This window comes from Caulobacter sp. (assembly GCF_039596335.1).
Taxonomy (GTDB): domain Bacteria; phylum Pseudomonadota; class Alphaproteobacteria; order Caulobacterales; family Caulobacteraceae; genus Caulobacter.
The window spans coordinates 25854-40722 of record NZ_JBCNJZ010000003.1; the positions used below are offsets into that span (position 1 = coordinate 25854).

The 14869-nt window shown below is 67.9% G+C and carries 11 protein-coding genes; 8 read left to right on the forward strand and 3 right to left on the reverse strand.

What is annotated here, in order from left to right; all coding sequences use genetic code 11:
• Positions 1-24: 24 nt before the first annotated feature.
• Both ABDW31_RS06665 and trmFO read right to left on the reverse strand, forming a co-directional pair.
• Positions 25-3408: a TonB-dependent receptor gene (locus ABDW31_RS06665; RefSeq protein ID WP_343698445.1), complete on the reverse strand. Its 3384-nt coding sequence runs from the start codon at positions 3406-3408 to the stop codon at positions 25-27.
• Between the two features lie 304 nt (positions 3409-3712).
• Positions 3713-5125 (reverse strand): methylenetetrahydrofolate--tRNA-(uracil(54)-C(5))-methyltransferase (FADH(2)-oxidizing) TrmFO, encoded by a 1413-nt coding sequence (trmFO, locus tag ABDW31_RS06670; RefSeq protein ID WP_184717602.1) that lies wholly within the window; start codon positions 5123-5125, stop codon positions 3713-3715.
• 107 nt (positions 5126-5232) lie between these two features.
• Between trmFO and ABDW31_RS06675 the strand changes: the two genes are divergently transcribed.
• The 4 genes from ABDW31_RS06675 to ABDW31_RS06690 all read left to right on the forward strand — a co-directional run bounded on the left by ABDW31_RS06675 (position 5233) and on the right by ABDW31_RS06690 (position 8883).
• On the forward strand, positions 5233-6171 hold the full coding sequence (locus ABDW31_RS06675; RefSeq protein ID WP_184717604.1) for a hypothetical protein: 939 nt from the start codon (positions 5233-5235) through the stop codon (positions 6169-6171).
• Positions 6172-6255: 84 nt separating this feature from the next.
• Positions 6256-7014, forward strand: coding sequence for a hypothetical protein (locus ABDW31_RS06680; protein WP_184717606.1), 759 nt, complete (start codon positions 6256-6258; stop codon positions 7012-7014).
• Entirely contained in the window at positions 7015-7872 is an 858-nt protein-coding gene (locus ABDW31_RS06685; protein WP_184717610.1) for a hypothetical protein, read from the forward strand.
• A gap of 93 nt (positions 7873-7965) precedes the next feature.
• A complete protein-coding gene (locus ABDW31_RS06690; RefSeq protein ID WP_184717611.1) occupies positions 7966-8883 on the forward strand; it encodes a hypothetical protein in 918 nt (305 codons plus the stop codon).
• A gap of 166 nt (positions 8884-9049) precedes the next feature.
• Here ABDW31_RS06690 and uvrA read toward each other — a convergent pair whose 3' ends face one another.
• Complete coding sequence (gene uvrA / locus ABDW31_RS06695) at positions 9050-11959, reverse strand: excinuclease ABC subunit UvrA (RefSeq protein ID WP_184717613.1); 2910 nt, start codon at positions 11957-11959, stop codon at positions 9050-9052.
• A gap of 258 nt (positions 11960-12217) precedes the next feature.
• Here uvrA and ABDW31_RS06700 point away from each other — a divergent pair, with 258 nt between their 5' ends.
• The 4 genes from ABDW31_RS06700 (at position 12218) to ABDW31_RS06715 (ending at position 14841) form a co-directional block, all read left to right on the forward strand.
• On the forward strand, positions 12218-12856 hold the full coding sequence (locus ABDW31_RS06700; RefSeq protein WP_343698446.1) for a hypothetical protein: 639 nt from the start codon (positions 12218-12220) through the stop codon (positions 12854-12856).
• Between the two features lie 93 nt (positions 12857-12949).
• Entirely contained in the window at positions 12950-13123 is a 174-nt protein-coding gene (locus ABDW31_RS06705) for a hypothetical protein (RefSeq protein WP_184724278.1), read from the forward strand.
• A gap of 64 nt (positions 13124-13187) precedes the next feature.
• Positions 13188-13301 carry a hypothetical protein gene (locus ABDW31_RS06710; RefSeq protein WP_184717617.1) on the forward strand — a complete coding sequence of 38 codons (114 nt, stop codon included), beginning with the start codon at positions 13188-13190 and terminating at the stop codon, positions 13299-13301.
• Positions 13258-14841, forward strand: a complete 1584-nt coding sequence (locus ABDW31_RS06715; RefSeq protein WP_184717619.1) for an ABC-F family ATP-binding cassette domain-containing protein — start codon at positions 13258-13260, stop codon at positions 14839-14841. The genes ABDW31_RS06710 and ABDW31_RS06715 overlap by 44 nt, the downstream gene beginning before the upstream one ends.
• The last annotated feature ends 28 nt before the right edge of the window (positions 14842-14869 follow it).

Consider the following 14869-nt stretch of genomic DNA (forward strand, 5'->3'; position numbering starts at 1 on the left):
CTTTCGGCTGCCACGCTTGCCGGATCAGTAGACGAAGCGGACGCCGCCGAAGATCGAGCGGCCGACCGCGGCGTAGCGCGTCACGACCGGGTCGTTCTCGTAAGCCCAGCGGTTTTCCGTCTGGTTCGTCAGGTTCAGGGCTTCCAGCGAGAACGTGATGTTGTCGTTCAGCTTGTAGGTCATCGAGCCGTCCAGGTTGAACGTGCTCTTGTTGCCCAGGAAGTCGTTGACCAGCGGGCTGTCGCAGTAGCCCGGCTCACAGGTGCCGGCCGCGATCGGGTACTGGGTCTTGTAGTTGGTGCGGTAGGCCGACGACAGGCGGGCGCTGAACTTCTCGACTTCATAGTAGACGGTGAAGTTGAAGGCGTTCGGCGAGGCGCCGGTGAACGGACCCTTGGCGGTGATGGCGGCCGTGCCCAGGCGGGCGTTGGCCGGAGTCACGATGTACTCCATCTCCGACTTCAGGTGCGTGGCGTTGAACTGCACGCCCAGGTTCTTGAAGTACCAGGGCAGGAACGTGAGGTTCTGCTGGTAGTTGAACTCGATGCCGCGGATGTAGCCGCCGGGCGCATCGCCGAACTGGCGAACGTCGAACGGGTTGTTGGCGTCGATATAGGCGACCGCCTGCGGGTTGGTCTGGGCCGCGCGCAGCGCCGCGATGGCTTCGGCGTCGAGGAACGAGCTCAGGTTCGACGCGGTGACCAGGGTCTGCGGGAAGTTCGAGATGTCCTTGTTGAACACCGCGACCGAGACCAGGGCGCCGGGCTGGAAGTACCATTCCAGGCTCAGGTCCAGGTTGGTGGCGCGGAACGGTTCCAGCTTCGGATTGCCGACCGTCAGCGAGCCGCCGACCGTTGCGCCGTTCGAGGGCACGCTGATCGAGGTCACGTTCGGGGCCAGGTTGGCCAGCAGCGGACGGGCCATGACCTTGGCGGCGCCGAAGCGCAGCAGCATGTTGTCATAGACCTCGTACGAGGCGTTCAGCGACGGCAGGAAGTCGTTGTACTTGTTGTGGCCCGAGATCGGACGCGAGGTGTTGGTCAGGCCGTCGGAATCGATCTCGGTGATCGCATAGCGACCGCCGATGTTACCGCGCAGTTCGCGACCGAACAGCTCGGTGTCGTAGTCGAACTGGACGTAGTAGCTGGTGCTGGTTTCGTCGACCGAATAGCGGTTGGCCGCGCTGGCCAGGTACGACAGACGCCAGTCGCCGTACTTGTTGATGCAGTTACAGTCGAAGTCGAACAGGCTGACCATCTTGTTCAGGTCAGGCGCCAGGAACGCGGTCGTGGTGCCGGCCGGGACGTCCAGGCCCGTACCCCAGTTGATGACCTTGCTGACCGAGGCGATGTCCGAATTGCCTTCGCGCAAGCTCGGGTTCAGCGTTTCGCCGGTCAGGCGGCGATATTCCGAGGTACCGAAGCCGTACTTGCGGCGGCTGCCGCCGAAGCGGACGGCGTAGTTGTCGCCCAGGTCGTACTTGAAGTCGAGGCGCAGGGTCTCGTAGTCGTTGCGGGTGTAGCGCTGGAAGTGGCGCAGGGCCGAGTAGCCCTTCACGAAGTCCCAGGCGCCCGTCTGCGTGGCGTCGAAGCCCAGGTTCAGCATCGGCATGTCGCCACCGCCGCGGGCGTCGTAGACGAGGTAGTCGTTGCCGGCCACGCCCTGACCGCTGTCCAGGCGGATGAAGTCCGCCAGCAGGCCTTGGGTTTTATTGTTCGACGACGACTTGCCGTAGATGGCGCTCATCGAGAAGCGGTCGTTGAACTCGTGGTCCAGACGCAGCGACGTCTGACGGAAGTAGGTGCTGAAGAAGGCGGCGTCGGCGGCCGAGCGCAGGTCGACGTTGCCCAGCTTCAGGTAGTCGGCGTTGGCGCCCGAAGCGCTCAGGGCGCCGTCGATCAGCTTCACCGACGGACGGCCGATGAACTGGGTCAGCATCGCGATGCCGGCCGGGTCGGCCACGTAACCCACCGAGCGCGGGTTGTTGTAGTAGTCGTACGGGTCGAGGTTGTTGGGGTTGTAGCTGAACGCCATGCCCGGGACGAGCGCGCCGCCGTTCATCGACTGGCCGCAGTCGATGGCGTCCTGGATCGCGCTGGCCGCACGCGCGGTGCAGTTGGCGTACAGGGCGCGCTTGGTGGCGATGTCGCTGCTGGCGCCGATGCCATTCAGGTTGGCGTTGGTGTTGTTGCGGTTCAGGCCAACGGTCTGGATCTGGTAGTTGACCGAGTCCTGCTTCAGCTCCGAATAGGCCCAGTCCAGCGACACCGTGGTGCGGCTGGTCGGACGCCATTGCAGGGCGCCGGTCATGCCGGTGCGCTTCTGGTCCAGGTCCTGCTGGTTCAGGGTCGCCAGGGCCGGGATGCGGGCCAGCGGACCGGCGGCCGTGATCTGGCCGTTCGCGACGGTGGCCGTGGTCGGGTTGTTGATCAGGTTGTAGGCGGCCGGGTTCGAACCCGTCAGGGCCGAGCAGACGGCCGCGTTGGTGATGTTGACGCCCGGGATCACGCCGTTGTTGCAGGCGGTGCCGGTCGGGGCGGCGAAGCCCTGGCGACCTGGGGTGGCCGTGGTCGAGCCCGTGCCCAGGAAGGTCGACTGGCGATACAGGTAGTCCGACTGGCCGGCCTGACGGGCGTAGCTGTCGATGATCTGGCTGCGCTTGTTGAAGGCCAGCGAGAACAGGGCGCCGAATTCACCCCAGTTGGTGTCCCAGCGGTCCGAGACCAGGCCGGCGAAGCGCGGCGAGTGGGTGCCGCCGTTCTTGTAGTAGGCGTCCTGCACCGAGAGAGCCAGGCGACGGCCCTTGAAGCTCAGGGGGCGGCCGGTTTCCAGGTCGACGGTCGCGCCCAGCGAGCCTTCGTCGGTCTCGGCCGAGGCGGTCTTCTGGACCTTCAGGGCGTTGAAGAGTTCCGAGGCGAAGGTGTTGAAGTCGAAGCCGCGCGAGCGGTTGGCGCTGTCGCCGGCGGCCGACGGACCGGCCGTCGACAGGGCTTCCAGGCCGTTCAGGCGCACGCGGGTGAAGTCGCTGCCCAGACCGCGGACGGTGATGGTGCGGCCTTCGCCGTTTTCACGGTCGATCGAGACGCCCGGCAGGCGCTGCAGCGACTCGGCCAGGTTGGCGTCGGGGAAGTCGGCGATGTCCTCGGCGTTGATGGCGTCGACCATCGTGTTCGAGTTGCGCTTCAGGCTGATGGCGCTCTGCAGGGCGGCGCGATAGCCCGTAACGACGACGGCCTCGACTTCGGCGCTTTCGGTTTCCGGCGCGGGGGCTTCGGCCGGAGCGGGCGCGGCCTGCTCCTGGGCGAAGACGGCGCTGGCCGACAGCGTGGCCGCGGCGATGGTCAATGCGCCGAGCGAGGCCTGAGCCAGCAGCGCGCATGTACGATTATGCTTGGAACGAATTTGCACGGTTCCCTCCCGGAAAGTTGGAAGAGGGCCCGGCTCTTGTTCGGGTCGGCCGGTCCCCAGAAATGGCTGGTACCGCTAACGGATACCGGTGTCACTCGCAAGAGAAACCGGTGTCAGATGAAACTTTGTCACTAATGTTGAAAAATGAACGCCGTAATCCGGCCGTGGTTAAGGCGTCGCGTACGTTGACGTAAGCGTCGAGATAAGGGGTTGAATAATCTGTCCTATGCGCGTCGAAAGGGGTAAATCACCCAGACGCGAAAAGGCCCTCGCACGCGCTGCGTGGAGGGCCTCACTTAAGGGATCAGGCGGCCGTCCAGGCGTCCAGATCGGCCAGGGCGCGCACGCTCATCAGCCGCTTCTTGGCCCGTCCACGCTCCTTGAGCGGGATCTTCTTGCCGTCTTCGTCGACCTTCGGCGCCTCGAGCGGCGGCAGCAGGCCATAGTTGATGTTCATCGGCTGGAAGCTGCCCGGACCGTTGCCGGCCGCCAGGTGACCGCCGGTGATGTGCTCGACCAGGGCGCCCAGGGCCGTTGTCGGCGGCGGGGCGTCGATCGGCGCGCCCTTGCGGTCGGCGGCCGCGAAGCGGCCGGTCAGGAGGCCCATGGCCGCGCTTTCGACATAGCCTTCGACGCCGGTGACTTGGCCAGCGAAGCGCAGGCGCGGCGCGGCCTTCAGGCGCAGCGAGCGGTCCAGCAGCTTGGGCGAGTTGATGAAGGTGTTGCGGTGTAGGCCGCCCAGACGGGCGAACTGGGCGTTCTCCAGGCCCGGGATCATCCGGAAGGTGTCGGCCTGGACGCCGTGCTTCAGCTTGGTCTGGAAGCCGACCATGTTCCACAGCGTGCCCAGGGCGTTGTCCTGGCGCAGCTGGACGATGGCGTAGGACTTCACCGTCGGATCGCGCGGATTGGTCAGGCCGACCGGCTTCATCGGGCCGTGGCGCAGGGTCTCGCGGCCGCGCTCGGCCATCACCTCGATCGGCAGGCAGCCGTCGAAATAGGGGACGTTCTCCCACTCCTTGAACTCGGACTTCGGGCCGGCCAGCAGAGCGTCGATGAAGGCTTCGTACTGCTCCTTGTTCATGGGGCAGTTGATGTAGGCGGCCGCGTCGCCGCCGGGGCCTTCCTTGTCGTAGCGCGACTGGCGCCAGGCCTTGTCCATGTCGATCGACTCGAAATGGATGATCGGGGCGATGGCGTCGAAGAAGCTGAGTTGGCCTTCGCCGGTAGCGTCCAGGATGGCCTGGGCCAGGGCAGGGGACGTCAGCGGGCCGGTGGCGACGATGACATTGTCCCAGTCTTCGGGCGGCAGGCCGGCGATCTCCTCGCGGACGATGGTGACCAGCGGGTGCTGCGACAGGCGCTTGGTGACCTCGGCCGAGAAGCCGTCGCGGTCGACGGCCAGGGCGCCGCCGGCCGGCACCTGGTGCTGGTCGGCGCAGGCCATGATCAGGCTGTCCAGCTTGCGCATCTCGGCGTGCAGCAGGCCCACGGCGTTGAACTGCCAGTCGTCCGAGCGGAACGAGTTGGAGCACACCATCTCGGCCAGGCCGTCGGTGTTGTGGGCGTCGGTGGTGACTTTGCCGGTGGCGTCGTCCTTGCGCATCTCGTGCAGGATGACGGGCACGCCGGCCTGGGCGATCTGCCAGGCGGCCTCGGAGCCGGCCAGGCCGCCGCCGACGACATGGACGGGCTTGTGGGTCGAGTTCGAATTCATGGCGCGCCCTATACCCCCGGCTGTCGCTCGGCGAAACCTGCGTGTAGGCTCGCGCGAGGGGAAGGAGCCTTCGCGCTGCGCGCGCATGGCGAAGACGAGGAGGGGAGATGCCGAGCTTTTCCGTGACCGCGGCCGCAACGGCCGGTTTCGGCGTGATCGGGCGCAAGCCGTTGGCGGTGGTCGGATGGGGCCTGGCCCTGATCGTCGCCCTGGCCTTGCCGGCCTTGCTGTGCGTCGCGGCCATGGGGCCCGACTTCATGACCCTGTTCCAGGCCGCCGCGGCCCAGTCGGGCGGAGAGCCCGATCCGGAGCTGTTGAACCGCATGATGCGGATGCAGTCGGGGATGATGGCCCTGAATATGCTCTATTGGCTGTGGTCCAGCTTCGTGACGGCGGTGCTGTGCGCGGCGGTGTTCCGCGCCGTGCTGTCGCCCGAGCAGTCGGCCTGGGCCTATCTGCGGGTCGGCTCGCGCGAGCTGTGGCTGACCTTGCTGATGCTGGTCGAGCAGGTGCTGGCCATGATCGTGGTGTTCGTCGTGGTGCTGCTCGTGGCGGTGCTGACGGCCATCGCCGGCTTCGGCGGCGGTGAGAACGGCGTCGTCGCCGCGATCGTCACCGGTAGCGCGGGCGCGATCGTCGCCGGCGCCGTGCTGGCCTGGTTGGCGCTTCGCCTGTCGCTGGCCCTGCCGATGACCTTCGTCGACAACCAGTTCCGCTTGTTCGAGTCGTGGGGCCTGACCAAGGGCCATGTCTGGAAGCTGCTGGGCGTGGCGCTGCTGATGGTGCTTTGCGTGTTGGTGCTGGAGATCCTGGCGGGCGGCGTCGTGTTCGGCCTGCTGGTCGCGTTCGCCGGATCGCTGGCCGCGGTGAGCGGACCGGTCGACGCCGACACCCTGTTCAACCAGGCCTCGATGCAGTCGCTGCGGGCGCTGTGGCCGTTCATCGCCGGCGTGGCGGTGCTGATGGCGGTGTTCGGCGCGGTGCTGCAGGCGCTGTTCTACGCCCCGTGGGCCGCCGTGCATCGCGCCTTGACCCAACAGCCCTAGGCGCGCCCATCGCCAGACGCCGCGCGAGGCCCTAGATTGGCCGGGCGCGGCGACTCAGGGGTGAGCGCCGCGGCGGAGGTTGGAATGAAGGACGGATCGGCGATGGTCGGCGCGACGCTGCGCGCGGGCTTGTCCGACGTGACGGGCGCGGTGAAGGACTGCTGGGTCGCCCTGGCCCTGGCCGCGGCTCTGGGCGTAGCGTCCAACCTGTTGCCGCCGGGCCTGCGCCTGCCCGCCGCCGTGCTGGCCGGCGTCATCGCCCAGGGCGCTCTGTTTCGCCGCGCCTTCGGTCGCCAGGGCGGGCTCAAGGGCCTGCGCTGGGGCCGCGACGAGTGGCGGCTGCTGGGCGCTCAGCTGATGATCCTGGCCTTGTTCCTGCTGATCGGCGCGATCCTGATGATCATCGTCGGCGGCGTATCGCTGGGCATCGCCCGCACCGCCTCGCCGGACTTCGACGCCAGCACGACCGCCGGCTGGAAGGCCGCCTATGCCAGCGCCGGCCCCGCTGGCTTCGTCGTCGCCCTGGTCCCGCTGGCCGCCTTCGCCATCCTGCTGTGGCTGGGCCTGCGCCTGTCGCTGTCGGCCCCGGCCACGGTGGACCAGGCCGGCGTGCGGGTGCTGAGCGCCTTCCCGCTGACCAAGGGCTATGTGCCGGTGCTGCTGGCCGTCGGCGTTGTCATCGTACTGCCGGTCGTGCTGGTCAGCACGGCGATGCGGTTCGCGCCCCAAGGTTTCGTGGTCGCCGCCATCCTGGCGGTCTGCGCCTATTTCTACGCCATGCCGGCCTGGGCCGGCGCCCTGGCCCACGTCTACCGCCGCCGCGCGGCCCTGCAGGACGCCTAGATGTCTGTTCGCCCCGTCGACGCCGCCCTCGAGGGCCTTCGCACCGTTCGCCGCAAACCCAAGGCCGTCGCGGCCTGGGCGGCCTTCGCCCTGGTCATGCTGCCGGTGCTGGGCCTGATCGTGCAGATCGTGCTGGGTCCGGAAGGGCGCGCGGTGCTGCGCGGTCGCGGGGCCTCGGCCGATCCGCGCGAGATCCTGGAGCTGGTCACCCATCTGGGCGGGGCCATGGTGCTGCTGATCGTGCTGGCCCTGGCCATCGGCGCGGTGCTGGCCGCGGCGATCATCCGTTCGGTCCTGCAGCCCGACGACAAGCGCTTCGCCTATCTGCGGCTGGGCAAGGAAGAGATCCAGCTGCTGATCGTCTCGCTGATCACCTGGGTAGCGGCCCTGCTGGCCACGGTCATTCCCTCGGGCGCGGTGGTGCTGGGCACGGCCCTGCTGTCGGGCAGCGCATCGACCTGGTTCGCCTTCCTGGGCGGCCTGGCCGTGATCGGCCTGTCGCTGTGGATCGCCGTGCGGCTGTCGCTGCTGGGCCCGCACGCCTTCTCGCACCACCACATCGACGTCCGCACGGCCTGGATCCAGACCCATGGCCAGTTCTGGCGGCTACTGGCGATGTACGTGATGGTCATCGTCATGACGGCGGTCATCTCGATTGTCGGCACCATCGTCGCCTCGCTGATCGGCTGGGTGATCAGCCTGGCCGCCGGCTATCCGGCCCTGATCCTGGCTTCGCTGGTCAATATCGTCATGGTGCCCATCGTCCTGACCCTGCAGGCGGTGGTCGTGACCTCGGCCCCGGCCCGCGCCTTCGCCCACCTGAACCAGGACGAGATCGACGCCGGCCTGCACGACTGATCGCGCACCCGAAAAGTGGGCCTCGGGCCTGTCGAAGCGGCTCGAACCTTGTTAGGCCTGTCGGCCAATTCACGATCCAGTCCAGAGCGCGACATGTCCAAGTTTTCGGCCTCCGACGCGGCCTTCTCCGGTTTCCGGCTGGTGCGGGAAAACCTGAAGACCGTCGCCATCTGGGCGGCCGTCATGACGGTTGTCTCGATCCTGACCAACGTCGCCGCGATCCAGTTCTTCGGGCCGCAGCTCGAGGCCTTCCTGGGCTACATGCAGGACAACAACAATCCCGAGCCGGACGAGTTCATGCGCCTGGCCTCGGCCCTGACGCCGCTGACCCTGTGGATGCTGCCGCTGAGCCTCATCCAGAATGGCGTCGTGTTCGCCGCTCTGAACCGGCTGGTGCTGCGCCATGACGACAGCCGCTACGCCTATCTGCGTCTGGGCAAGGACGAGGCCCGCCAAGCCGCCGTGTGGCTGCTGACCGGGCTGACGCTGATGGGGACGCTGTTCCTGGGCTCGGCCGTGTCGGGCTTCCTGGGCGCGATGGGTGGGGCCACCGGCGCCTTCCTGGCCCTGGCGGGTCTGATCGGCTCGATGTGCGCGGTCGTGTGGCTGGCTATCCGCCTGTCGTTCGCGCCGGCCGTCACTTTCGACACTGGCAAGATCACCCTGTTCAAGTCGATGCCGCACACCAAGGGCCTGTTCTGGCCGCTGATGGGCGCCTACTTCCTGGCCGCCGTGATGAGCATCATCGTGGTGCTGCTGATCTGGACCATCGTCTCGGCCGTCGGCTTGGTCGCCTCGGGCGACTTCGCCGCCACCGGCAAGATGATGCGGGCCGACACCAGCTCGCTGCAGGCCTATTTCACGCCGGCCGGCATCGTCCAGGCGCTGTTCTCGGGCGTGATCCAGGTGTTGACCACCCTGATCGTCTTCGCCCCGCCGCCGTCGATCTACAAGGAGCTGAAGGAGCGCGAGACCCCGCCCATGCCCAGCGCCGGCAACGGCGGCTGGTAGGTATTCTCTTTGCCTTCCTCGCCCTTGTGGCGAGGACCCATCGCGCCGCCAGGCTTGGCGCAAAGGAAAGGGCGCGGCCAGTGTTGGCGCGCGCCCTTGCTTCTCAGTACGGGCTGAACCCTGAACCCTGGGCCCTAGGCACAAGGCCTAGGGAGGCAGAGAAAGCTTAGGCCCGCTTGCTCTTCTTCAGCTCGGCCACCCGCGCCTTGCGGCGTTCCTCGTGGCGGTCCAGCAGCTCCTTGAGGTAGCGGCCGGTCCAGCTGGCCTCGACCTTGGCCACGTCCTGGGGTGAGCCGGTGGCGACCACCTGGCCGCCGCCGTCGCCGCCTTCCGGACCGAAGTCCAGCAGCCAGTCGGCGGTCTTCACGACGTCCAGGTTATGCTCGATGACGACCACGGTATTGCCCTGGTCGACCAGCTCGTGCAGCACCTCGAGCAGCTTCTTGGTGTCCTCGAAGTGCAGGCCGGTGGTCGGCTCGTCGAGGATGTACAGCGTTCGGCCGGTGGCCCGGCGCGACAGTTCCTTGGACAGCTTCACCCGCTGCGCTTCGCCGCCCGACAGGGTCGTGGCCTGCTGGCCGACCTTGATGTAGCTGAGACCCACGCGCTTGAGGGTCTCCATCTTGTCGCGGATCGGCGGCACGGCCTTGAAGAAGTCGGCGGCCTCCTCGACGGTCATGTCCAGGACGTCGGCGATGGTCTTGCCCTTGAACACCACATCCAGGGTCTCGCGGTTGTAGCGCTTGCCCTTGCAGATATCGCAGGTGACGTAGACGTCCGGCAGGAAGTGCATCTCGATCTTGATGACGCCGTCGCCCTGGCAAGCCTCGCAGCGGCCGCCCTTGACGTTGAACGAGAAGCGGCCCGGGCCGTAGCCGCGCGCCTTGCTCTCCGGCAGGCCGGCGAACCAGTCGCGGATCGGACCGAAGGCGCCTGTGTACGTCGCCGGGTTCGAGCGCGGGGTGCGGCCGATCGGGCTCTGGTCGATGTCGATGACCTTGTCGAACTGCTCCAGGCCCTCGATCCGCTCGTGCGGGGCGGGGGCGTCGCTGGCGTTGTTCAGGCGGCGCGCGGCGGCCTTGTACAGGGTCTCGATCGTGAAGGTCGACTTGCCGCCGCCCGACACGCCGGTGATGCAGGTGAAGGTCCCGACGGGGATCTCGGCCGTGACGTTCTTGAGGTTGTTGCCGGTGGCGCCGATGACCTTCAGCACCTTCTTCTTGCTGATGGGGCGGCGCTGTTCGGGCACCTCGATCTCGCGGGCGCCGGTCAGGTACTGGCCAGTGATGCTGTTGGGATTGGCCATCACCTCGGCCGGCTTGCCCTCGGCGATGATCTGGCCGCCGTGCACGCCGGCGGCCGGACCCATGTCGATGACGTAGTCGGCGGTCATGATCGCCTCCTCGTCGTGCTCGACGACCAGCACCGAGTTGCCGAGGTCCCGCAGGCCTTGCAGCGACTGCAGCAGGCGGGTGTTGTCGCGCTGGTGCAGGCCGATCGACGGCTCGTCCAGCACGTACAGCACGCCGGTCAGGCCTGAGCCGATCTGGCTGGCCAGGCGGATGCGCTGGCTCTCGCCGCCCGACAGGGTGCCCGAGCCGCGCGACAGGTTGAGATAGTCGAGGCCCACATCGACCAGGAACCGCAGGCGATCATTGATCTCCTTCAGGATCCGGCGGGCGATCTCCATCTGCTTGTCGGTCAGCTGGCCTTCCAGGCCGGCGAACCAATCTCGAGCAGGCCGGATGGCCAGGCCCGAGACCTCGGCGATGTCCATGGCGGCGATCTTCACGGCCAGGGCTTCGGGCTTCAGGCGCTTGCCGTGGCAGACCTCGCACGGCGTGTCCGACTGATAGCGGCCCAGCTCCTCGCGCACCCAGCTCGAGTCGGTTTCGCGCCAGCGGCGCTCCAGGTTCGGCAGCACGCCCTCGAAGGGCTTCTCGACCTCGTATTTGCGGGCGTTGTCGTCATAGACGAACTTGATCTTCGTGCCCTTGCTGCCTTGCAGGACCACGTCGCGGGCCTCGGCCGGCAGCTTGTACCAGGGCTCGTCCATCGAGAAGCCGTAGTGACGGGCCAGGGCCTGCAGGGTCTGGGTGTAGAGCGGCGAAGGGCCCTTGGCCCACGGCGCGACGGCGCCTTTGTGCAGGCTACGCTCGCGATCGGGGATCACCAGGTCGGCGTCGAAGGCCAGCTTGGCGCCCAGGCCGTCACACGCCGGACAGGCGCCCGCCGGATTGTTGAACGAGAACAGGCGCGGCTCGATCTCGGCGATCGTGAAGCCGCTGACCGGACAGGCGAAGCGCTCCGAGAACAGGATCCGGCGCGGCTCCTTCTCACCCTCTTCGATATTGGCGAACTCGGCGACGGCCAGACCATCGGCTAGGCGCAGGGCCTGCTCGATCGAGTCAGCCAGGCGCTGCTCCATGTCAGGCTTGGTCACCACGCGGTCCACGACCACGTCGATGTCGTGCTTGAACTTCTTGTCGAGCGCCGGGGCGTCCTCGATCGGGTAGTATTCGCCGTCGATCTTCAGCCGCTGGAAGCCGGCCTTCTGCCACTCGGCGATCTCCTTCTTGTACTCGCCCTTGCGGTCGCGAACGACGGGGGCCAGCAGGTAGAGACGCGTGCCTTCGGGGAGGGCGGTGATCTTGTCGACCATCTGGCTGATGGTCTGGCTCTCGATCGGCAGGCCGGTGGCGGGCGAGTAGGGGACCCCGACCCGCGCCCACAGCAGGCGCATGTAGTCGTGGATCTCGGTCACCGTGCCGACGGTCGAGCGCGGGTTGCGCGACGTGGTCTTCTGCTCGATCGAGATCGCGGGCGACAGGCCCTCGATCAGGTCGACGTCGGGCTTGCTCATCAGCTCCAGGAACTGACGGGCATAGGCCGACAGGCTCTCCACATAACGGCGCTGGCCCTCGGCATAGATCGTGTCGAAGGCGAGCGACGACTTGCCCGAGCCGGACAGGCCGGTCAGCACGACCAGCTCGCCACGGGGGATATCGACGCTGACGTCCTTCAGATTGTGCTCACGGGCGCCGCGAACGCGGATGAAGTTCAGTTGCTCGGCCATGTTTTCCGGAACGTTGGGCCGCGACATTGGTCGCAGCGCAGCGGCTATATGTAGGGCTCGAAGCGCGAATTAACACAAGAACAAGGTGTGAACAAATGTCGCGCGCGCGAGGCGGGCCGATTGCTGACAGTGGATGTCAGCAGCCCGACACGTCGCACGGCGCCGCTTGGCCATGTTAGCGCCTCGAAAGCGGCGCCAGTGGCGCGCGTCCTTCTGTCCAACTGAGCCGGAGGTGGTGGGCGGATGGGGCGGGGCGCGGTGACCCGGCGATGGATCGCCGGCGCGGGCGGGGTCCTGGTCAACGCCCTGGTCCTGGGCGGCCTGGCCCTGCTGGAGCGCGCACCGCCGGTCGCTGAGGCGCCGGCGATGATCCTCGAACTCGAACGGGCCGAGCGAACACCGGGGCGCCGGTCGGAGGCGGCGAAGGCGGGAGCCTCCTCGGCCGCAGCGCAAGCACAGGCCTCGGTCCCGTCGATGGTATCGGGCGACAGCGTGTCCGTCGCTGCGCCAGCGGAGCCCGGGCCGCCCGCCGTCGAGCCTGCCTGGCGCGTCGATCCCAAGGCTGTCGAGCGCTGGAAGATCACCGAGGGCAATCCGGACGCCGGCTGGGGGCGCTATCATCGGGCCTGCTACGGCCACAGCAACGAACACATGACGCCCGAGGAGAAGGAGCGCTGCTACGACGCGTGGGGCGGTCGTCGCGACAAGCGGCCGTCGCCCCAGTTCGTTGGCCCCATCGACGAGACGAAATGGGAAGAGCCCGAGCCCGCCCCACGCAAGCCGCCGACGGCGGACCAGGAAAGGCGGCGTCATCGCGACCTCTGCAAGGTCTATGGCCAGCGTCGTAAGGCCGACCCGTCCGCACCGCCCGTGCTGCGCCAGGGCGCCTGCCCCTGATCAAGGCCGTTCGGATTTCTGAAACCCTGTTTGGAAGCGGGTTCTTCAGTCCACGCATGGTCTAAGCGTCACGGTCGGGCAGAAGTCCGAGGCATGCAGGAACTCGCCATGGCCAAGGCCGCCGCCAGCGGAAAACAGGGCGCCAAGCAGGACGCATTCGACGCCCTGAAGGCCCCCAAGCCGCGCTCGATCGTCATCGACGGCCTGGTGTTCTTGGGCGGCGTCGGCTCGCTGATCTGGGTCCTTCACGCCATGGCGCCGACTTAAGGCCTGATCCCGGCCAAGCTTGCCGAACCGCGTTCGCGGGCGTAGAAGCCCCGCCTCACGTCCAATGGAGGCTCCCATGATCAGCAAGACGGAAGACCGCTTCGTCCTTCCCGTTTCCCTGACCGTGGGCTCGCATGTCCTTCATCACTCTGGATGCCGTTTCCGCCGCCACGCCTGATGGCCGGCCGCTCTTCGAAAATCTGAACCTAGCCCTCGGGACCGAGCGCATCGGTCTGGTGGGTCGTAACGGCGCGGGCAAGTCGACCTTGCTGGCGCTGATCGCCGGCGCACGCGCGCCGACGGCCGGGACCATCACCCGCGCCGGGACCGTCGCCAGTCTGGCGCAAACGCCGGACGTCTCGCCCGGTGCGCGGCTGGCCGACCTGTTGGGCGTGCGTTCCGCGTGGGATCGCCTGTCGCGTATCGAGCGCGGGGAGGGCGACGACACCGACCTCTCTGAAGCCGACTGGGACCTGCCGGCGCGGCTGGACCAGGCTCTGAGCGATGTCGGTCTGGCGGGCCTCGATCCCGAGCGGCCGGCGGCGGCGCTGTCGGGCGGCCAGGCGACGCGGGCAGGGCTGGCGAGGCTTCTCATCGCCCGGCCCGACGTCCTGTTGCTGGACGAGCCGACCAACAACCTCGACGCCGACGCCCGCGAGATCGTCGCCAGGGCGCTGGCGCGCTGGAAGGGCGGGGCGGTGGTGGTCAGCCACGATCGGTCCCTGCTGCGCGGCATGGACCGCATCGTCGAGCTGTCGTCGCTGGGCGCTCGGTCCTATGGCGGCGGCTACGACCTCTATGCCGAGCGCAAGGCGCTGGAGGCTGACGCCGCCCAGCGCGACCTAGACCACGCCGAGAAGGAGGTCCGCCGCGTGGCGCGCGAGGCCCAGGTCGCCCGCGAGCGCAAGGACCGCCGTGACGCCGCCGGCCGCAGGTTCGCCGACCGCGGCGGCACACCGAAGATCGTGCTGGGGATGATGGCCGAGCGGGCGCAGAACAGCGGCGCGCGCGAGGGACAGCTGGCCGACAAGCTGGCGGCCGAGGCGGCGCAGGCCAAGGCGTCGGCGCAAGCCCGCGTCGAGCGGGCCCGCACCCTGGGCTTTGATCTGCCGTCCAGCGGACTGCCGGAGGGGAGGTCGGTGCTGGCCTTCGATGAGGTCGGGTTCGTCTGGCCGGATGGGACGCCAGCGATTACCGGGCTGTCGTTCCGCATCGCCGGTCCCGAGCGCATCGCGGTGATCGGGCCGAACGGGACGGGCAAGACGACCTTGATCCGGCTGGCGACGGGCGATCACTCCCCGACCTCCGGCCTGGTGAAGCTGTCGGTCCCGGTCGCCCTGCTGGACCAGCGGGCGGCGCTGCTGAACGACGACGAGACCATCCTGGAGAACTTCCGCCGCCTGAATCCGGCCGCCAGCGTCAACGACGCCCACGCCGCCCTGGCGCGGTTCCTGTTCCGCAACGCCGCCGCCCACCAGGTCGCCGGAACCTTGAGCGGCGGCGAGCGCTTGCGAGCGGCCCTGGCCTGCGTGCTGTGCGCCGCGACACCGCCGCAGCTGCTCATCCTGGACGAGCCGACCAACCATCTGGACCTGTCGTCGATCGAGGCGGTCGAGGCGGCGCTTTCCGGCTATGACGGCGCGCTGCTGGTCGTCAGCCACGACGAGGACTTCCTCAACGCCATCGGCGTGGAGCGGCGCATCGCATTGGGAGCCTGACCCTGGACATCGCCGCCTTCATCCAGGC